The 18,917-nt window shown below is 64.2% G+C and carries 20 protein-coding genes and 1 tRNA gene; 8 read left to right on the forward strand and 13 right to left on the reverse strand.

Annotated features, from left to right (window positions below):
• Nucleotides 1-11: 11 nt before the first annotated feature.
• The 9 genes from ACZ5BT_RS10620 to ACZ5BT_RS10660 form a co-directional block, all read right to left on the reverse strand.
• On the reverse strand, nucleotides 12-1,076 hold the full coding sequence (locus ACZ5BT_RS10620; RefSeq protein ID WP_464884559.1) for a DUF815 domain-containing protein: 1,065 nt from the start codon (nucleotides 1,074-1,076) through the stop codon (nucleotides 12-14).
• 20 nt (nucleotides 1,077-1,096) lie between these two features.
• Nucleotides 1,097-1,173: transfer RNA gene (locus tag ACZ5BT_RS10625), tRNA-Lys, on the reverse strand.
• A complete protein-coding gene (locus ACZ5BT_RS10630) occupies nucleotides 1,164-2,291 on the reverse strand; it encodes an integrase core domain-containing protein (RefSeq protein ID WP_464884560.1) in 1,128 nt (375 codons plus the stop codon). Before ACZ5BT_RS10630 ends, ACZ5BT_RS10625 begins: the two co-directional genes overlap by 10 nt.
• A gap of 40 nt (nucleotides 2,292-2,331) precedes the next feature.
• Complete coding sequence (locus tag ACZ5BT_RS10635) at nucleotides 2,332-3,339, reverse strand: SLC13 family permease (RefSeq protein WP_464884561.1); 1,008 nt, start codon at nucleotides 3,337-3,339, stop codon at nucleotides 2,332-2,334.
• 197 nt (nucleotides 3,340-3,536) lie between these two features.
• A complete protein-coding gene (locus tag ACZ5BT_RS10640) occupies nucleotides 3,537-4,166 on the reverse strand; it encodes a superoxide dismutase (RefSeq protein WP_464884562.1) in 630 nt (209 codons plus the stop codon).
• A gap of 165 nt (nucleotides 4,167-4,331) precedes the next feature.
• Nucleotides 4,332-5,726 carry a class II fumarate hydratase gene (locus ACZ5BT_RS10645; protein WP_464884563.1) on the reverse strand — a complete coding sequence of 465 codons (1,395 nt, stop codon included), beginning with the start codon at nucleotides 5,724-5,726 and terminating at the stop codon, nucleotides 4,332-4,334.
• 75 nt (nucleotides 5,727-5,801) lie between these two features.
• Nucleotides 5,802-6,335: a hypothetical protein gene (locus ACZ5BT_RS10650; RefSeq protein WP_464884564.1), complete on the reverse strand. Its 534-nt coding sequence runs from the start codon at nucleotides 6,333-6,335 to the stop codon at nucleotides 5,802-5,804.
• A gap of 265 nt (nucleotides 6,336-6,600) precedes the next feature.
• Nucleotides 6,601-8,136, reverse strand: coding sequence for an acyl-CoA mutase large subunit family protein (locus tag ACZ5BT_RS10655; protein WP_464884565.1), 1,536 nt, complete (start codon nucleotides 8,134-8,136; stop codon nucleotides 6,601-6,603).
• Nucleotides 8,137-8,146: 10 nt separating this feature from the next.
• Nucleotides 8,147-8,284, reverse strand: coding sequence for a hypothetical protein (locus tag ACZ5BT_RS10660; protein ID WP_464884566.1), 138 nt, complete (start codon nucleotides 8,282-8,284; stop codon nucleotides 8,147-8,149).
• 130 nt (nucleotides 8,285-8,414) lie between these two features.
• On the opposite strand from ACZ5BT_RS10660, the gene ACZ5BT_RS10665 reads away from it, so the two are divergent.
• Both ACZ5BT_RS10665 and ACZ5BT_RS10670 read left to right on the forward strand, forming a co-directional pair.
• On the forward strand, nucleotides 8,415-8,702 hold the full coding sequence (locus ACZ5BT_RS10665) for a winged helix-turn-helix transcriptional regulator (RefSeq protein ID WP_464884567.1): 288 nt from the start codon (nucleotides 8,415-8,417) through the stop codon (nucleotides 8,700-8,702).
• 34 nt (nucleotides 8,703-8,736) lie between these two features.
• Entirely contained in the window at nucleotides 8,737-9,474 is a 738-nt protein-coding gene (locus ACZ5BT_RS10670; protein ID WP_464884568.1) for a ZIP family metal transporter, read from the forward strand.
• Between the two features lie 4 nt (nucleotides 9,475-9,478).
• Here ACZ5BT_RS10670 and ACZ5BT_RS10675 read toward each other — a convergent pair whose 3' ends face one another.
• A complete protein-coding gene (locus tag ACZ5BT_RS10675; RefSeq protein ID WP_464884569.1) occupies nucleotides 9,479-10,621 on the reverse strand; it encodes an acetate/propionate family kinase in 1,143 nt (380 codons plus the stop codon).
• Here ACZ5BT_RS10675 and speD point away from each other — a divergent pair.
• Both speD and speE read left to right on the forward strand, forming a co-directional pair.
• Nucleotides 10,620-11,057: an S-adenosylmethionine decarboxylase gene (gene speD, locus ACZ5BT_RS10680; protein WP_464884570.1), complete on the forward strand. Its 438-nt coding sequence runs from the start codon at nucleotides 10,620-10,622 to the stop codon at nucleotides 11,055-11,057. The two genes, ACZ5BT_RS10675 and speD, sit on opposite strands and share 2 nt — an antisense overlap.
• Nucleotides 11,057-12,010: a polyamine aminopropyltransferase gene (gene speE, locus ACZ5BT_RS10685; RefSeq protein ID WP_464884571.1), complete on the forward strand. Its 954-nt coding sequence runs from the start codon at nucleotides 11,057-11,059 to the stop codon at nucleotides 12,008-12,010. Before speD ends, speE begins: the two co-directional genes overlap by 1 nt.
• 4 nt (nucleotides 12,011-12,014) lie before the next feature.
• Here speE and ACZ5BT_RS10690 read toward each other — a convergent pair whose 3' ends face one another.
• Genes ACZ5BT_RS10690 through ACZ5BT_RS10700 form a run of 3 tightly spaced genes read right to left on the reverse strand, consistent with a single transcriptional unit; the run spans nucleotide 12,015 to nucleotide 15,657 of the window.
• Nucleotides 12,015-12,746, reverse strand: a complete 732-nt coding sequence (locus tag ACZ5BT_RS10690; protein ID WP_464884572.1) for a DUF58 domain-containing protein — start codon at nucleotides 12,744-12,746, stop codon at nucleotides 12,015-12,017.
• Between the two features lie 4 nt (nucleotides 12,747-12,750).
• A complete protein-coding gene (locus ACZ5BT_RS10695; protein ID WP_464884573.1) occupies nucleotides 12,751-13,653 on the reverse strand; it encodes an AAA family ATPase in 903 nt (300 codons plus the stop codon).
• 24 nt (nucleotides 13,654-13,677) lie between these two features.
• Nucleotides 13,678-15,657, reverse strand: a complete 1,980-nt coding sequence (locus tag ACZ5BT_RS10700) for an elongation factor G (RefSeq protein ID WP_464884574.1) — start codon at nucleotides 15,655-15,657, stop codon at nucleotides 13,678-13,680.
• A gap of 32 nt (nucleotides 15,658-15,689) precedes the next feature.
• On the opposite strand from ACZ5BT_RS10700, the gene ACZ5BT_RS10705 reads away from it, so the two are divergent.
• The 4 genes from ACZ5BT_RS10705 (at nucleotide 15,690) to ACZ5BT_RS10720 (ending at nucleotide 18,917) form a co-directional block, all read left to right on the forward strand.
• Nucleotides 15,690-16,091 carry a M67 family metallopeptidase gene (locus tag ACZ5BT_RS10705; RefSeq protein WP_464884575.1) on the forward strand — a complete coding sequence of 134 codons (402 nt, stop codon included), beginning with the start codon at nucleotides 15,690-15,692 and terminating at the stop codon, nucleotides 16,089-16,091.
• A complete protein-coding gene (locus ACZ5BT_RS10710) occupies nucleotides 16,075-16,878 on the forward strand; it encodes a HesA/MoeB/ThiF family protein (protein ID WP_464884576.1) in 804 nt (267 codons plus the stop codon). Before ACZ5BT_RS10705 ends, ACZ5BT_RS10710 begins: the two co-directional genes overlap by 17 nt.
• 42 nt (nucleotides 16,879-16,920) lie before the next feature.
• Nucleotides 16,921-18,054 (forward strand): citrate/2-methylcitrate synthase, encoded by a 1,134-nt coding sequence (locus tag ACZ5BT_RS10715; RefSeq protein WP_464884577.1) that lies wholly within the window; start codon nucleotides 16,921-16,923, stop codon nucleotides 18,052-18,054.
• 134 nt (nucleotides 18,055-18,188) lie between these two features.
• On the forward strand, nucleotides 18,189-18,917 hold the full coding sequence (locus ACZ5BT_RS10720; RefSeq protein ID WP_464884578.1) for a FadR/GntR family transcriptional regulator: 729 nt from the start codon (nucleotides 18,189-18,191) through the stop codon (nucleotides 18,915-18,917).

An 18,917-nucleotide genomic window follows, 5' to 3' on the forward strand; every position in this document is an offset into this window, starting at 1 on the left:
ACGGCGGTCGCCTAACGCCATTGGTCGGCGAACTGTTTGGCACTCCGGCCGGAAAACCCCCGGCCTTCCAGGGCGAAGCGGAGCGCCGCCTGGGTCGTGGCTTCGTCGAGTTCGCCGCCGAGGTGGCAGGCGACGGCCTCGAGGTAGCGCCGTTTGTCGAAGGGCGGAAAGGTGAGCACCAGCCCGAAACGGTCGGCCAGCGAGTGCAGTTCCTCGCTGCTTTCCCAGGGGGCCGGGCCCTCGCGGTCTGCCCAGGTTTCCCGGACCAGGTTGCGGCGGTTGGAGGTTGCGATCAGCAGAACGTTTTCCGGGCGTTCGAAGAGGGCGCCCTCGAGCAGGCTCTTGAACTTTCGGAAAACGACGCTGTCCTGATCGAATGAAAGGTCGTCGCTGAAGAGGATGAATCGCTGGGGGAGGTCATAGAGGGCCTCGAAGAGCTCGGGCAGTGAATCGAAGCCTTCCGGGAACAGCTCGATGAGACGCAGCCCCGAGGTTTCGTAGACCGTCCTCAGCGCCCGGACGGCGGTGGATTTTCCCGTCCCCCGGGCCCCGTAGAGCAGGGTCTGGAGCCCGGGTTTTCCAGAGAGAAAACGCTCGACATTGTGCCTGAGCCGTTTGATTTGTTGGTCGTAACCAACGAGACACTCGAACGTCGCCGGATCCGGTCTGGCCACCACTCGCAAGGCGCCGTCCCAAACGAACGCGCCCCGGGTGGCAAAAGGGGCGTGGCCGAAGCTCTGGTAAAGGGTGACGAGTTCCTCGGCGCGGCCCTTTTCGAGGACCTCAAGCGCCGCCCACTCGGCTTCCACCGCCGGCCGGGTGCCGAGGTCAGAAAGGGGATGGGCTTTCCGCAGGGCTTCCCGGAGCTGCCGCAGCGCTTCCAGCTCCTCGTCCATTAAGGAGAGCAGCCCGGCCGGCGCCCGCGACATGACCTTTTTGGCCAGGGTTTTGGCCGAAAGGATGGCCTGGGCCAGCGCCCAACCCCAGGGTTCACCGTGGGGGAGGTCGTTTTTGAGCGCGAGCAAGCGCGGGTCGGCGTTGATGAGTTCTTCGGAAATCGGGATCAGACGTGCCATTGCCTCAATCATAAAGAAGATGGTGGGCCCTGCAGGACTCGAACCTGCAACCCACCGATTAAGAGTCGGTTGCTCTACCAAATTGAGCTAAGGGCCCACGGCCCGAAGGCCGACTCTCAATCTAACGCGCATCCTCCCGGGCGTCAAGGCAATGTAATCGGTCAACACATCTGAGACTCTTTTGGGGACCGACTCCGCTTGCATTCTAGCCAGGAACTCAAGAGGCGCAAGGCCGTTGAGCGCACGATGGGGCCTCCTGCGGTTGTAGTAGTCCAGATAGGCGTCGAGCTCCCTTTGGAGCTCGGGGATCCGGGAAGGCAACGGCCGGGTGTAAAACTCCTCCCTGAAGGTCCGCTGCATCCGCTCCACGTGGCCATTGAGCTTGGGACTTCTCGGGGGCAGCACGAAGAGCTCGATACCCAAACGTTGGCAAGTTTCCTCAAACTCGGCCATGAACTCGCTGCCCCCGTCCACCTGAATGGCCCTGACGGGAAAGGGGGCCTGGGTGATGAGGTGGGCCAGGAAGCCAGCTGCTAGGTTGGCCGTGGCCCGGGTGTGCACCTCGGCCAGGGAAAAGCGGGTGTAAAGGTCTACCGCCGAAAAATGCTTGACGACCTCCCCGGGTCCTAGGGTCACGGTAAGGGTGTCCACCTGAACCAGGTCGCCGGGTGAGGAGGCGACGTAGCTTTTGGGTTTCCTCCTGGCGTAGGGGCGCCTGGGCCTTCGCTTCACCTTCCCCCGTCTCGCCCGGGCCAGGAAGGCGGCCACGCTTTCAACACGACGGTGCGCTCCCAGGTGGGCCAGGATGCGGCCCACGGTGCGTTCGCTAACCCCAAAGCCTTGCTTCCCCAAGGCCAGCCAGATCGGCCAGCGGCCCCAGGTGGGGTTTTGCTTCCTCAAAGTTTCAATCGCAATGAGAAGTTCGGGCGTCCAGTGGAGCTTTCGTCGCAACCGCCTTGGGCGTTTGGATCTGGGCCCAAGGCCTTTGAGGCCTTCTTCCCTGAGTCGCTTTTTCCAGCGGTAGTAGGTGGCTCGGCTGATTCCCACCAGGGACTGGATCTCGGACCAGCCCACCTTGTGTTTCCGGAACGCCTCGACTTGTTTGAGCTTTCGCAGACGGTCTTGGACCGTGGGGTCGCCCGCTCCAGCCTCCTGGAGCACCTGGGCTTTCCTCGCCCCCCTCCATACCTCCCGGCCAACCGTTGTAAGCTGCATACGTGGGGACCTCCTCTCTCCTGGAGTGGTCCCCACATTCTTATCGATTCGGTCTCACATGTGTCTGTCCGGGTTCAGGCAAACGCCGCCCCAGGATCGCGCTTGCCAGGCCATAGGCGAGGGCAAAGGCCAGCGCGTTGGCCCCGAGGAAAGCGAGGAGAAAGCGACGGTGTTTTGCAGGATCGGTTTGGGAAGTCAGATAGAGTTTCAGGGCGATCCAGTTGGCGATCGATGCGATGGGGGTGCCAAACCCGCCGGCGTTCACCCCGAGGAGCAAAGCCCGCCAGTCGGTCGTGACTCGGCTCAGCATGACCGCCACCGGGACGTTGCTCAAGATCTGGCTGGAAAGGGTGGCCAGGGGGAAAACGTGGCCCTGGGAGATGAGCCGTAGGCGTGGTTCGAGGTTGTTGATGAACGTAAAGAGCGCGGTGAGGGTCAGCAGGAGCCCGTAGTCGACGCGGAGGGCGCCGGGGTCGGAGAGGACCAGCGCCAGCAGGACTGGACCCACCGCCCAAAAGGGGAGCAGCTTGAGGGTGACGAAGACCAAGAGCAAGAGCCCGACGAGCTGGAGAGAGGCGCGGGGGGCGACGGGTGGGGGTGTGGCCAGAGGGAGCGATCTGGAACGAACCAGCAACGAGCTTGCCGCGAGGAGAAGAAAGAAGAAAGCGACAAAGGGCAGCACGGTGAGGAAAAAGGGGCGGGGCGTGAGGTGGAAGTACCAGTAGAGGTAGAGGTTTTGCGGGTTGCCGAAAGGGGTGAGGGCGGATCCGGCGTTGGCGGCCAGGGCTTCGAGGATCACCATGAGCCCCTTACCGCTGGCATTGAGTTCGAGGGTGAGGGGTACGACCGTGATCAGGGCCACGTCGTTGGTGACCAAAGCGGAGAGGAAAAAGGTCACGACGACGAGCCTCAGGGCGAGGAACCGCCCCGCTTCGAACCGGCGCGCGAGGTGGCGAAAGAGCCCGGTTCGCCCCAGACCCCGCACCGAGGCGAAAAGGAGCCAGAGCAAGGCGAGCACCTTGGCTTCGTCGGCGGTGAGCCAGCGCATGCTCCCAGCCTAAGGCTAGGGTCCCCGCCGTGGCTTCTGCCACGGCGGGGGCCCTAGAAAATGTGAACGGCGGCCATGCTCGCTCCGACAGGTTGAAAGCTTCATGGGCGTTCGCTGAAAAGCCCGCGGCACCGCCCGGTGACCAAAAGAAGCCGGGGGCTCATGGCCCCCGTACGCACCGGTTCGCGAATGGACACTCAGCCGAGCTTGGCCAGCGCCGTTTCGTACTTTTCGGCCACGACGTCGAAGTTCACCACGTTCCAGAAGGCCTGGATGTACTCGGGCCTGCGGTTTTGATACTTGAGGTAGTAGGCGTGTTCCCAGACATCGAGGCCGAGGATAGGCGTGAAGTTCTCCATGACCGGGCTGTCCTGGTTCGCAGTAGAGAAAACGTGCAGCTTGCCGAAGGCATCGAGCGCGAGCCAGGCCCACCCCGAGCCAAAGCGCGTGGCCGCGGCTTTGGAGAAACGATCCTTGAAGGCCTCGAAGCCGCCAAAGGTTTCCTCAATGGCTTTTTGGAGCTTACCCGAGGGGGTATTGGACCCGCCCGGCTTCAGGATCTCCCAAAAGAGCGAGTGGTTCTTGTGCCCCCCGCCGTTGTTGCGCACCGCGGTCTGGATATCGGCCGGGAGCGCCGCCAGGTTTCGAAGCAGGTCATTCAGACACGCTTTGTGCAGCTCGGGGTATTTCTCCAGCGCCGCGTTGAGGTTATTGACGTAGGCCGCGTGGTGCTTGGTGTGATGGATCTCCATCGTGCGGGCATCGATGTGGGGTTCGAGGGCGTCATACGCATAGCCGAGTTCGGGCAGTTGGAATGGATACGGCATTCTTCACCTCCACTCAGAACCCTACTCCGCTTTTCATAACAGGAATGTGAAATAAATCGGGGTAGCCCGCGGCTTGGGTAAGGATCCCGTGCCCCCGCTCAAGGCGCCCCGCCGCGGCATTTGCCACGGCGGGAACCCAGGCGAAATGGCCCACTTGGTCCCGGCTCAACGAAGGCCGGGTTCGGTCATGCTCGAGGGATCCAGGAGTTTTGCTACCTCGTCTTCGGGGAGCACGTTTTCTTCCAGGAGCAGTTCGCGGATCGTCTTGTTCTCGGCCATGGCGCGTTTGGCCAGCTCGGCCGCCTTGTCGTAACCGATAACGGGGACCAGCGAGGTCACCATGGCCAGCGACCACTCCACGTAGCTCTCGGCCTTTTCCCGGTTGGCCTTCATGCCTTTGACCGCCTTCTCGGTAAAGGCGCGCACCGCGTTCCCGAGCCAGGCGATCGACTCGAGCAGGTTCTTGGCGATCACCGGCATCATGACGTTGAGGTCGAGGTTGCCGTGCGTGTTGGCGATCTGAACAGCGGTCGCGTTGCCCATGACCTGGGCACAGACCATCATCAACGCCTCGCTCATCACGGGATTGACCTTGCCGGGCATGATCGATGACCCCGGCTGCACGGCGGGGAGCTGGATTTCTGCCAGGCCGCAGCGGGGTCCGGAGTTGAGCCAGCGGATGTCGTTGGCCACCTTCATGAGGCTGCTCGCCACCGTGCTCAGCTGGCCGGCGAGCTCGGCGGCGGCATCCTTTGCGTGTTGGGCTTCGAAATGGTTCTCGGCCTCGCGGAAGGGCAGGCCAAACCGCTGGCTGAGCTTTTCCGCCACCCGGCTGCCGAATTCGGGGTGGGTGTTGATCCCGGTCCCGACCGCGGTGCCGCCTTGCGCCAGCTCGTAGAGGCGGGGGAGGACCGCTTCCAGCCGCTCGATGGCGAGCTCGACCTGGCGCGCCCACCCGCTGACTTCCTGCCCTAGCCGGATGGGGGTGGCGTCCATGAGGTGGGTGCGACCGATCTTGACGATGCCGTCCCAGGCCCTGGCCTTTTCGCTCAGGGCCTCGCGCAGGCCGCGCAGGGCGGGGAAGAGGGTGCGGTGGAGCTCGAGGGCGGCGGCGACGTGAATGGCGGTGGGGATGGTGTCGTTGGACGACTGGCCCTTGTTGACGTGGTCGTTGGGGTGAACCGGCGATTTCCCCCCGCGCTTGCCGGTGAGAATCTCGTTGGCCCGCCCGGCGATGACCTCGTTGGCGTTCATGTTGGTCGAGGTCCCAGAGCCGGTTTGGAAGATGTCCACCACGAACTGGTCGTCGAGCTTGCCCTCGATCACTTCCTCGGCCGCCTGCATGATGGCGCGGGCCAGCGTTTCGTCGAGGAGCCCGAGTTCGAGGTTGGTCGCCGCGGCCGCGTGCTTGATGGCGCCGAGGGCCTCGATGAAGGTGCGCGAGAAGCGGAGACCTGAGATGGGGAAGTTTTCAAGCGCCCGGGCGGTTTGGGCCCCGTAGTAGGCGTCGGCGGGCACCTGGAGTTCACCCAGCGAGTCGCGTTCGGTGCGTTGTTTCACACTCCACCTCCGCCTTGCATTTTATGGGAAAGGCCGGGGATACGCTCCCCGGCCGGCGAGCCAGTTTGCCGGTGATTACTTGCCTTCCTCTTCGCCTTCCTCGGGGTTGACCTTGGGTTTGCTCTTGAAGTTGAAGTCGATGTAAGCCTCGACCGGTTTTTCCGGCAGCGTGTACTTGATGTAGGGGTGGCCGGTGGCGGCGTGGCAGCCGTTGCAGCCGTTCACCGCGGCGTCAAAGCGTTCCTGGAAGAGCGTCCAGTCCTGGGCCTCGATCGCTTCCATCAGGGGGTCCAGGTAGGTGTGCTCGAAACCTTTGAGGAGTCCGGCCTTGCCGGGACGGGTGATCTCGCCCACCTCTTGAATCTCGGTCGCTTCCTTGATCTGGTACTGGGCGAGGCCCCAGTTCCCGCCCTTGGCCGCGAAGTAGGCGTCGGTGAAGCGGTTACCGTATTCGATCATGACCGTGCCCAGACCGGGCTGGATCGAGGCCAGCGCATCAACGCGTTGCTCCAGCGTGCCGTTATAGATGTCGCGGGCTTTCTCGGCGGCAAACCCCAAAAAGGCCAGCACCAAAAGCCCAATCGCCGCGTAGACCACTTGCTTGCGCATACTGCCTCCTTTCGCTCATCAAACTATCACCGTCCGAGTGGTCCTGACAGGGAAATATGTACTGGTCGGCGAAAAATATAAGTGGGCTGCTTGTGTTTTGGGGTATTGTTTCAGCGTGAAAAAACCGTCGGGCACGTGTTTCTTGCGGGATCCAGCTCCGTAGTTTTTGATACCCGCCGTGGCCGAAGCCACGGCGGGGGCCGAGGGCGAAGGAAAGCAACGGCCAATCGCCCAACGGCGACTTGAAACGATCGAGGCCTCTTGCTTACCCGGCCGGCTGGTATTCCCCAAAGACCCGGCGCAGGGTGCCGGCGACCTCGCCCAGGGTGGCCCGCTTCCGGAAGGCCTCGAGGACAAAGGGGAAGAGGTTCGTATCGCGCCGGGCAGCTTCCTCAAGCCGGTTCAGGGCCTCGTCGACGGCGCTTTGGTCCCGGCTCGCCCGGTAGCGCTTGACGGCCTCGGCCCGGCGCCGGTCGACCTCGGGGTCGATCTTTTGAATCGGCACCTCGGCCGTTTCCTCGATCGTGAACTTGTTGACCCCGACGATGACCCGTTCCCCCGATTCGACCTCGCGCTGGAAACGCCACGAGGATTCCTCGATCGCCCTTTGGACAAACCCGGCTTCGATGGCGCTGACCGCGCCGCCGAGGTTCTCGATCTCGTCGATGATGGCCTCGGCCTCGGCCTCGAGGCGGTCGGTGAGGTGCTCGAGGTAGAACGAACCGCCGAGGGGGTCGATGGCCTTGGTGACGCCGGATTCGTAGGCCAGGATCTGCTGGGTACGGAGCGCGATGAGCGCACTGTGTTCGGTGGGGAGGCCGAGCGCTTCGTCGTAGGCGTTGGTGTGCAGACTCTGGGTCCCCCCGAGCACCGCCGCCAGGGCCTGGTAGGCGACGCGGACGATGTTGTTGAGGGGTTGCTGGGCGGTGAGGGTCGAGCCGCCGGTTTGGGTATGGAAGCGGAGCATCATCGACCTCGGGTTTTCGGCCTGGAACTCCTCCTTCATAATCCGGGCCCAGAGCCTTCTCGCGGCACGGAACTTGGCCGCTTCTTCAAAGATGTCGTTGTGGGCGGCGAAGAAAAAGGAGAGACGGGGCGCGAATTTGTCGAGGGGAAGTCCCCGCTCAACCGCGGCCCGGACGTAAGCCTTGGCGTTGGCCAGGGTGAAGGCGATTTCCTGGGCTGCCGTGGCGCCGGCCTCGCGGATGTGATAACCGGAGATCGAGATGGTGTTCCATCGTGGCACCTCGCTGGCGCAAAACTCAAAAACGTCGGTTACGAGACGCATCGAGGGCTTCGGGGGATAGATGTAGGTGCCCCGGGCGATGTACTCCTTCAGGATGTCGTTTTGGATGGTGCCGCTGACCTGTTGCCAGGAAACACCCTGTTTTTCGGCCACCAGGAGGTACATGGCCAGGAGCATCATGGCCGGGGCGTTGATGGTCATGCTGGTCGTCACCCGGTCGAGGGGAATGCCCGCAAAGAGGGTTTCCATGTCCTCGAGGGTGGCGATCGAAACCCCCACCCGGCCCACCTCGCCCACGGCCAGCGGGTGGTCGGGATCGAGGCCGAGCTGGGTCGGCAGGTCGAAGGCCACGCTCAACCCCGTTTGCCCCTGCGCCAGAAGGTAGCGGAAACGGCGGTTGGTTTCCTCGGCGGAGCCAAACCCGGCGTACTGCCGCATCGTCCAGAGGCGGTCGAGGTACATCCGGGGGTAGACCCCCCGCGTGAAGGGGTAGTCTCCGGGACGGCCGAGCTTTTCCCTGTAGTCTTCGGGCAGAGACTCATAGAGACCTTGCATCGTTCCTCCCTTAGCCGAGTCGTTGCATCAGGAAAAGGACTGCCGCGGTGGCGAAGAGAATGATGAGGATCGGCGGCAGTACGAGCTGGTAGACGGCGATCACCAAAGCCAGAAAGTCTTTCCAGTCCGGCTTGGGATCCTCAGGCATCGCCTTATGGTATGTCATGGGAATGAGCGCTTCCAAGTCGGGCGCGCGCGCCCCGTCCTCCGCTGAAGTGTAGGAACTTGTGAGACCTGCTGTTGCTCTAGTGGTATGCCTTCTATATACTGACCCAGGTATGGGCCGAGAGGCGAAGTTTAAAAGTGTGTTGAAGGCAGTTTCGCGCGAAGCAGGGTGGGAGATTCTGCGGGCGGTGGCGGTCGGGCCGACCCGCTTTACCCAGCTTGAGCGGGCCACCCGGGTGAGTCCCCGCACCCTCTCCGAAAGGCTTAAAGAACTCGCCGAGCAAGGGTTGATCCAGCGGCAAGCCTACCCCGAGGTCCCGCCCCGGGTTGAGTACACCCTGACGCCCAAGGGCCAGCGGGTGATCGAGCTCCTGAGCGCCCTCGAGGACGAGCTCAGCTAGGGCACTGCGGGTAAAAAGCTGGAAGGAGCGGCCGATGGCGTGGCAGGTTTTTCTTTATGCGTTGCTGACCGATCTCGCGACCGGCCTCGGCGCGGTCCCCTTCGCCTTCGTGCGGAAGTTCTCCAGGTTCTGGCTCGGGATTTTCCACGCCGTCGCCGCCGGGCTCATGCTGGCCGCGAGTTTTACCTTGGTCCACGAGGAACTGCCCCAAGCCCCCCTCGACGTCCTCGTGGGCGTGTTGCTGGGGCTTGTTTTTATCGTCTGGGCGCACCGGCTGATCGAGGCCAAGGGCGGTCTCGAATGGGGCCAGATGACCGCTGTCGACGCGAAAAAGGTCTTCATGATCGTTTTGGTCATGACCGCCCATTCGTTCGCCGAGGGCGTCGGCCTTGGCGTGGCCTTCGGAAAGGGCGAGGGACTTGGGGTGTTTATTTCACTCGCCATCGCCGCCCACAACGTTCCCGAAGGGCTGGCCATCGCCCTGGTCCTGGTCGCCCGCGGGGTTTCCTGGAAGAGCGCAGCCCTTTGGGGCATCTTCAGCAGCCTTCCCCAGCCGCTCATGGCCGTTCCCGCCTTCTTGCTGGTCCAGTCATTCGCGCCCTTTTTGCCCCTGGGCTTCGGCTTTGCCGCCGGGGCCATGCTCTGGCTCGTATTCTCCGAGATTCTCGCCGACGCGCTGGAAGGCCTCTCGGGGCAGACCATGGCCACCGCGGTGGTACTCGCGGTGGTGGCCATGCTGGCGTTTCAGGCCCTGATCGCGCCCGCGAGCTGAGGCCCTAGGCCGCTTGCGAGAGCACGCGGGCGGTTTCGAGCGCGATGGCGAGCTCTTCATCGGTCGGGATGACGAGCGCCGCCCGGGGGCTGTCTTTGCGGGTGATGAAGGTGGCGTTCTCTGCGTTTTTCTCGGGGTCGAGAAGAAAGCCGAGGAAGGCCAGGCCCTCGAGGACCGAAGCGCGCACCATTGGGTCGTTCTCGCCCACGCCGGCGGTGAAGACGAGCGCGTCGAGCCCACCCATGGCCGCGGCATAGGCGCCCACGTACTTCCTGATCCGGTAGGTATAGGCCGAAAGCGCGAGGCTCGCCTTGGGGTCACCCCGCTCCGCTGCGGCGTGGAGGTCCCTGAGGTCGTGGGAGAGCCCCGACAACCCGAAGAGCCCCGATTCGTGGCTCAGCATATGCTCGGTCTCTTCCAGCCCGAATTGACGGACCAGTGCGAGCACCACGCCCGGGTCTAGATCGCCAGGCCTCGTTCCCATGATCAGGCCCTCAAGCGGCGTGAACCCCATCGAGGTGTCCACACTCTTGCCGCCCGACACGGCCGAGGCGCTGGCTCCGTTGCCGAGGTGCAGGATGATGAGTTTGAGGGCCTTGAGGGGCTTTTCGAGCACGGCGGCTGCCCTTTGGGCCACGTAGTGGTGTGAGGTGCCGTGAAAGCCGTACCGCCGCAGGCCGCCGCGCCTGGCCCGTTCCGGGAGCGCATAGAGGTAAGCGTATTCGGGCATGCTTTGGTGGAAGGCGGTGTCGAAGACCGCGACCTGGGGCAGATCGGGGAGCAGCGTCCTCGCGGCTTCGATTCCCTTGAGATTCGCCGGATTGTGGAGGGGGGCGAGGGGAATGAGGGCGCGGACTCGCTCGATAAGTGCTTCGTCGATGATCTGGCTCTGGGTGAGTTCACCCCCGTGGACCACGCGGTGGCCGATGGCGTCGACCTGATCGAGGTCGAGGCGCTCGAGAATGACTCTGAGCGCCACCTCGTGGTCGGGGGCCTCGATCGCCGCCGTGCCTTCGGGGAGCCGGAGCGTTGCCTCCGGGCGACCGATGCGTTCGACTTGACCCCGAAGGAGGTGGCGTTTCGTTTCGGTTTCGGTGAGGGCGAACTTGAGGCTTGAGGATCCGGCGTTAAGAACGAGCACCTTCATGGTTCCCAGCATAGGTCGGGACGTGGTAGCATGGGCCCTTGTGACGGGAGAAATTGCCGGTGGTCGCTGGGTCGGTGAGATATACGGTTGCCAGGTGGAGCGTCTGGAGGACCCGCGCTTGGTGGAGGACGCCCTGAGGCACGCGGTTCGCCGTTTGGGGGCGGACGATGCCACCATCAAGAGCGTGGTCTATAAATTCAACCCCCAGGGGATCAGCGCCGCCGCGCTTAGCCCCGTGGCCGCGGTCATGATCCACACCTGGCCGGAAGACGATGCCTCGGCCACCCTGGATCTCTACTTCTACCGGGAGGGAGCCGACGCCGGCGAAGTTCTCAAGCACCTGGCCGAGGCTTTTGGGGCACGGCGCGAGAATGCCTTCAGCTACCGTAGACACCGCCCCACGGATCGGCCGGCCGGCTTGCGAGGGAGGTCCTGATGCAGTATGGCATGGCGTTCATCGAACACATTACCCCCGACGAGTCGTTGATCCGGCGCATGGGCCGGGTGCTGGTTTCGGGGAAGACCCCGTTTCAGGAGTACTGCCTGTTCGAATCCGGTGGGTTCGGCAAGGTTCTGATGCTCGATGCCGAGGTCCAGTCCACCGAGCGCGATGAATACATCTACCACGAGGCGCTCGTCCACCCGGCCATGCTCGCCCACCCCGAGCCGCGGGAGGTTTTGATCGTCGGTGGGGGCGAAGGCGCCACCCTGCGGGAGGTCCTCAAGCACCCCACGGTGCGGCGGGCGGTGATGGTGGACATCGACGAGGAACTGGTGCGGGTGGCCAGGGAGTGGCTGGAGCCCTGGCATCAGGGCGCGTTTGAGGATCCCCGGACCGAACTCCACTTCGCCGATGCCCGAGCCTGGCTGGCCGCGAGTGAGGAACGGTTCGACGTGATCGTCCTCGACCTCACCGATCCGGTGGGTGAGGATAACCCGGCCAAGATGCTCTATACTCGGGAGTTCTACGAGCTCCTTCGCGCCAGGTTGAACCCCGGAGGGGTGGTGGTGACGCAGGGAGGGATGCTCCTCCTCGACCGCTATCAGGTTCACACCGTGCTCCATCGCACCATACGGGAGGTGTTCCGCCACGTGCGGAGCTATCGGGACTGGGTGCCCGGGTTTTTCCTGACCTACGGCTTTATCGTCGCCGCCGATGGCTTTGACCCTTCCGCTTACTCCGAGGGCGTGCTCGAGGCCCGGATCCTGGAGCGCCAGCTCAAACTCCGCCACCTCGATGCCCCCTTCATCGAGGCGATGTTCGTTTTGCCCAAGGACCTCAAGGCCTGGATTGCCGAGGAAACCCTGGTTTCCACCGACGCGCGCCCCTTTTATCTGACCCACGAGGGGGAAGCCCGGGTCGCCGGTCGCTCCCCCCACGCCGATTAGCCCGTTATCTGGGTTCGATAACGCGTTGGCGTAAAAGGCCGGGCACGATGGGGCTGCCGACCGGGAGCAGGGCGAAGTTCCCGCGCCTGGTGGCGGCGCGTTTCAGACGCGCGAGGTGGGCTTTGAGCGCTTCGCGGTAGCGCAGAACCGTGCCCGCGTCCACCTCGAGGCGGGTGCGGTGCTCGACGTCGTGCAGGATGGCCTCGCCGAAGGTGGGGTGGAGCTCCTCCGGGGCCAGGACCACCACCAAGTGGACGGGCGCGAGCTTTCGCAAGAGCGCTTCCCAGTCCCCATCCTCGAGGGCGTCGGTTATGAGGATGTGGGTCCCCTCGCCCCGGCTGGCGATGCCCAGCGGCCCGCGGGGATCGAGGGGGAGTGATCGCCCCGGTCGCTTAAGCCCCTGGGGCGAGAGGACCCGTAACCGGTCGCCCACCGCGGCCCGCCGCAAGACCTCGGCCACCCGCTCGGCGAATTCGAGCTTGCCAAACAGCCGCATGCTCTCACTGCCGTCGATCCAGAGCGTGAACCTGGCCTCGCCGGTTAGGATCGGTTGGCGCACATAAAGCCGGCCGGTCCGCGCGTAGGCCCGCCAGTTGAGCAAGCGCAGCTCGTCACCGGGGACGTAAGGGCGTTGGTCGTAAAAGCCCTCGCCCGGACCGGCGCGCCGGGCCTGGCGTTCGCCGATCCGGCGGATCTGATCAGGGTGGGTGATGCGAAAGCGGCTGGCTCTCGCCACGGCCTCACCTGGCTTTGGGCATGCTGCGCTCGAGGAGGCGCTCTAAGACCTCCTCGACCCGCACCCCGTCGAACATGGCCTCCTCGGTGAGGAAGAGCCGGTGGGGGAGGGCAAAGGTGGCGCTCGTGCGCAGGTCTTCCCACTCGGTGTGGGCCCGGCCCTCGAGGTAGGCCCAGGCCTTGGCCAGCCTGAGCCAGGCTTTGACCCCGCGGGGCGAGAGGCCAAAGCGGAGGTTTGGATCCTCGGCGGAGAGGAAGGCGGTGTTGATCATGGCCTCAAGGGCACTGCTCGGTACCTTGACCGCTTGGGCCTGGGCCCGGGCCTCGAGGAAGGCCTCTGGAGAGACCACCTGCGGCGGTGATTCGGGTTCCTCGCTAAGGATTCGGAGCCAGACCTCGCGCCTGGGCGCGGCGATCTCGATCTTGGCCATGAAGCGGTCGAGCTGGGCCTCGGGCAGGGGGTAGGTGCCCTCGACCTCGATGGGGTTTTCCGTGGCCAGGACCATGAACGGTTGGGGGAGCGGGTGACGTGTGCCGCCGGTGCTCACCATGCCTTCCTGCATGGCCTCGAGCAAGGCGGCTTGGGTTTTCGGCGGCGCCCGGTTGATCTCGTCCGCCAGGACCACCTGGGCGAAGATGGGCCCGGGTTCGAAGGTGAAGGCCCCGTTTCGGAACACTTCGGTCCCGGTGATGTCGGCGGGCAGAAGGTCGGGCGTGAACTGGATGCGCTTGTGGCTGAGCCCCGAGGCCCGGGCGAAACTCTCGGCCAGGAGGGTTTTGCCGAGCCCCGGTAGGCCCTCGAAAAGGGCATGGCCACCGGCGATCGCGGTGGCCACCAAGGCCTTAATGGTCCGTTCCTGGCCGAAGAGAACACCATTGAGCGCGTTGATCAGCGCTTTGAGCTCCAAGGAAACCCCTCGCTTTCCTCCGGCCTACCCGCTGGCCGCTTCGTTCCCGGCTTCGGCGATGATGCGCTCGGCGAGGTGCGGTGGGACCTCGGCGTAGTGGGAGAAGGCGAGGGAGTAGGCCCCCTGGCCCCCGGTGAGGCTGCGGAGGGCCCGACTGTACTCGAGGATTTCAGCCAGCGGCGCCTCGGCCTGGACCACCGCCAGCGCGCCCTCAGAGTCCATACCCAAAATCTTCCCCCGGCGGCCCTGGAGGTCAGAGATGATGTCGCCCACCTTGTCCTGGGGCACGAAGATCTTGAGTTTATAGATCGGTTCGAGGAGCAGGGGTGAGGCCTTGGCCATGGTGTTCTTGAAGGCCATCGAGGCGGCGACTTGGAAGGCGAGGTCGGAGGAGTCGACTTCGTGGTAGCTGCCGTCATAGACCACGGCCCGAAAGCCCATGACCGGATAGCCGGCGAGGACCCCCGATTTGGCCGCCTCCTTGATCCCCTTTTCCACCGATTCCTTGTATTTGGTGGGGATGACGCCCCCCTTGATCTCCCACACGAACTCGTAGTCCTCGGCCGGTTCCAGGCGAAGCCACACGTCACCGTACTGGCCGCGGCCGCCGGTTTGCTTTTTATATTTCCCTTGAGCCTGGGCCTTTTTGCGGATGGTCTCCCGGTAAGGGATCCTCGGGGTTTTGAGCTCCACCGCGACCCCGTAGTCGGCCAGACGTTCTTTGGCCCACTCCAGGTGCATATCGCCCATCCCCCAAAGCTGCATCTCGCCGGTTTCCTCGTCGTAGACGAAGCGCAGGCTAGGGTCCTCCTCGACGAGCTTCCTGAGCGCCTCGCCGAGCTTGGCCTCGTCGGTCTTTTCTGCGGGGACCAGTGCGGCGTAGGTGGTGGGCTCTGGTGGCCGGGTGGTCGGCACAGGTTCCTTCTTTTCCTTCCACAGCGCCATGCCCCGGTGGAGCTTGTCGGCTTTGGGCAGGGCCAGGATATAGCCGCCCTCGGCCTGGTCGACCTCGATCAATTCGGGGCCCTTAGGGACATAGAGGTGGTTGAGCTTCACGGGTCCGTTCTCGGACTCCAGGGTGTCGCCGGGGTTCAGCGTTCCCCGGTAGAGCCGTACGTAGGCCACCTGCCCTACGAAGGGCTCGACCTGGACCTTAAAAACCTTGGCGAGCGGGGGGCCCTCGCCGAATCGTTCCTTCGGCGAGGGAAAGGCCTCGAGGAAGGTCTCGAGCAAGGCCTCGATACCGTAGAGGTTTTTCCCGGAGGCGATGGTGACGGGGTAGAGCTCCCCTTGGCGAACCGCGTGGTGGAAGGCCTCGGCCAACGCGTCGTCGTCGATTTCTTGGCCCTCGAGATAGGCCTCCATCAGACGTTCGTCGGTCTCGATGATGGATTCCAAAACCTCCTGCCGGAAACCGGCCATGCGTTCCTGCTCGGACGGGGGGACCTCGATCACCTGGCGGCCCCCTTCACCGTCGTACTTGATCGCCCGGCCGTGCAGGACGTCGATGAGGCCGATCCAGCGCCCGCCCTCGATCCAGGGAAAGTGTACGGGGAGGATGTGGCCGAGCGTTTGCCGCAGGTCCTCGAGCAGGGCGAAGAAGTCGCCCCCTTTGTCGAGTTTGGTGACCACGACCATGCGCGGGAGGTCAAGACGCTCGGCTACGGTCCAGGCGCGTTCGGTCCCGATTTGAACCCCGTCCGGGGCGCTCACCGTGACCACCGCGCCGTCGGCGGCGGTAAGGGCGCCGCGAATCGCGGTCACGAAGTCGGCGTAGCCCGGGGTGTCGAGAACAAAAATTTTGTGCCCCTGGTAGTCGATGGGCAAGACCGCGGTACGGATCGAGAAATGATGGGCTTTCTCCTCCGGCGTGTAGTCGGAGGTGGTGGTGCCCTCTTCCACCGTGCCCATGCGGTCCTTGCCGCCGGTGACGAAGAGCAGCGCTTCGCCCAACGTGGTCTTTCCGCTTTGGCTGTGTCCGACGAGCGCAACCGTGCGAATCATGTTGTCGCCTCCTTTTGCGTAAAGTATACCTGGTGGGACGTGCTCGGCTCTGCATCAAGAGGGCGGCATGGGACGCCATCTGGCGCCACGCCAAGTCGGCGTATCCGCGTGAGGCGGTGGGGGCTCTGGTGGGGAAGGACGGGTGTGCCTGCTTCGCCTGGCCGTTGCCCAACGTGCATCCTCGCCCTGAAGTGGGCTATCGCGCCGAGCCCAGGGCGCTCCTCTCGACGCTCAAGCGGGCCGAGCGCGAGGGGCTTTCGGTGCTGGCCTTTTATCACTCGCACCCCCAGGGGCTGGCCCGTCCGAGCGAGACCGACCGGCGAGAGGCGTACTGGGATCTGCCCTACCTGATCGTCGGGCTTCAAGAGGGCAAAGCCAGAGCTTGGCGGTTGCCGAGCGGAGAGGAGGTGGTGGTCGTTGTGGAGCCGGAGTGAAATCGCCCGGTATGCCAGGCACTTCGTGCTGCCGGGCGTTGGCGAAGAGGGACAGCGTCGGCTGAAAACCGGCTCGGTTTTGGTGGTGGGGGCGGGTGGCCTGGGGAGTCCCGCGCTCCTCTACCTCGCCGCGGCCGGTGTGGGGCGGATCGGGGTGGTCGAATTTGACCGGGTCGACCGGTCGAACCTGAACCGGCAGGTGCTCTTCTCCGAAGCCGATGTGGGAAGGTCCAAGGCCGAGGTGGCCAAGGCACGGCTGTTGGCGCTGAACCCCGACATCGAGGTCGAGGCCTACCCCGAGCGCTTCACGCCTGAGCTCGCGCGGCGCCTGGTTCCGAAATTCGATCTGATCGTCGACGCCTCCGACAATTTCCCCACCCGCTACCTGGCCAACGACGCCGCGGTGCTCTTTGGAAAACCACTGGTGCATGGGGCGATCTTCCGTTTTGAAGGTCAGATCTCGGTTTTCAACCACCGCGGCGGGCCGTGCTATCGCTGCCTTTTCCCGAGGCCCCCCAAGGCCCAACCCGCCTGCAGCGAGGCCGGCGTGTTCGGCGTGCTCCCGGGCACGGTCGGGGCGCTCATGGCGGCCGAGGCGCTCAAGATCCTGCTCGAGCTGGGCGAGACGCTCTCCGGGAAGCTGCTCCTTTACGATGCCCTCGAGGCCGAGTTCAAAAAGCTGTCTTTCCCTAAGGATCCCCGTTGCCCGGTCTGCGGCGCCTCCCCGTCCATTCGCGACCTTTCCGACGTAGACTACATCGACGAATGCCGGGCGCCGAGTCCTTGAACTTTAAACGGAGTAAAATTTTTGGTTGGGAAGGAGGATGTGATGTCAGAAATCGCAAGGGGTTTAGAAGGCGTTGTGTTTACGGAGAGCGATCTATCCTACATCGACGGTCAGCAAGGAAAGCTTTACTACCTCGGTATTCCCATCGAGGAGCTGGCGGAGAAATCCAGCTACGAAGAGGTGGCTTTTCTCCTTTTGCACCGCCGCTTGCCCACACGGGACGAGCTGAGCGCGTTCGAGGCCAAGCTGAAGGCACGCCGGGGGCTGCGGGTCGAGAAGGTGGCCTCCTTCGTCGATTATCCCCGCGACGTTCACCCCATGGCGGCGCTGCGCACCGCCATCAGCGAGCTCGGGCTCTTCGATCCTAAGGAGGAGGATCTCGATCCGGAGAACCTCTACGAGACCGGAGTGGCCCTCATCGCCAAGTTCCCGACCGTGGTGGCGGCCCTCAAGCGCGTTCGGGAGGGTAAGCTCCCGCTCGAACCCCGGGACGACCTTTCCCACGCCGCGAACTTCTACTACATGCTGAACGGCGAAGTCCCCTCGCCCGAGCAGGAACGGGTGCTGGACGTGGCGCTCATTCTGCACGCCGACCACGGCATGAACGCTTCAACCTTCACCGCGCTCGTCATCCACGCCACGGCCTCGGATCTCTATTCCTCCATCGTCGGTGCGATCGGCGCGCTCAAAGGGCCGCGGCACGGTGGGGCCAACGAGGCCGTACTGAAGATGATCCAGGGCATCGGGGATGCGGCCAAGGTGCCCGAGTGGTTCCGCGAGCGGTTGGAAAAGAAGGAGCGCATCATGGGGATGGGCCACCGTGTTTACAAGGCCTACGACCCCCGGGCTCGGATCCTCAAACGCTACGCGGAAAAGGTGGCGACGGCGCACGGGCGCTCCCGCGAATACGAAATTCTCGAGGCCATCGAGCGCGAGGCCGAGCGCCAGCTGGCGCCGAAGGGGATCTACCCCAACGTCGACTTTTACTCGGGTGTGGTCTACTCGGACCTCGGAATTCCCCCCGAGTTCTTCACCCCCGTCTTCGCGGTGGCGCGCATCGCGGGCTGGGTGGGGCATATCCTCGAGTACACCGAGAAAGACAACCGACTGATCCGGCCGAGGGCCAAGTACACGGGCGAGCTCGACCGCCCCTACGTTCCGATCGAACAGCGATAAAAATCGCACGCCCCGTTGACCGCTGCAAGGGGCCCTCGGGCGCCCTTTGCAGCGGCTCTTGACAAAGGGACGAACCGCGGATACAGTACGGTCAAGCAAAAGGTCATACCAACGGACCATCAACTGGAGGATCCATGGAACATCTCACCCCAGTTCGCCACAGTCGAATTTACGAAGAGATCGCGAGCCAGCTGATCCGCATGATGCGCGAGGGCGAAATCAAGCCGGGCGACCTGCTCCCGCCGGAGCGTGAGCTTGCATCGATGCTGGGGGTGAGCCGGGTTTCGGTGCGCGACGCCATTCGTTACCTCGAGGCCAAGGGCATCGTCCAGGTGCGTCAGGGAGAGGGCACGCGCGTTCGCGCGCTCGACGCCGCGACGCTGGTCAAGCCGCTCGAGACCCTGCTCGAGGTTCGCAAGGAGCTCGTGCGGCACCTTTTCGACCTCAGGCGGATGATCGAGCCCGAGTTCGCCGCCGAGGCGGCGAGGCGGGCAACCCCGGAGCACCTCAAAGCCCTGGAAGAGATCATTGAGCGCCAACGGGCGCGGACCGAGCGGGGCGAATTCCCCATCGAAGAAGACGAGGCTTTCCACCACACGGTGGTCAGGGCGACCGGGAACCCGATGGCCCTGGAGGTCTCGGCGCTGCTCGCGGAATATTTGCGTTCGGGCCGTGATCTCTCGCTCCAGTCGCCGGAGAGGGCCAGGCGTTCGCTCGAGGGCCACCAGGCGATCTTTCAAGCGATGGCAGAGGGCAATGCCGACGCGGCGCGAAACGCCATGCGGCGGCACATCGAGGAGGTCGAATCGCTTCTCTTTGGTCCCAAGGGCAATGCCCCTCGTGAGGACAGTGGAGGTGGTTAG

Source organism: Vulcanithermus mediatlanticus (assembly GCF_055385885.1).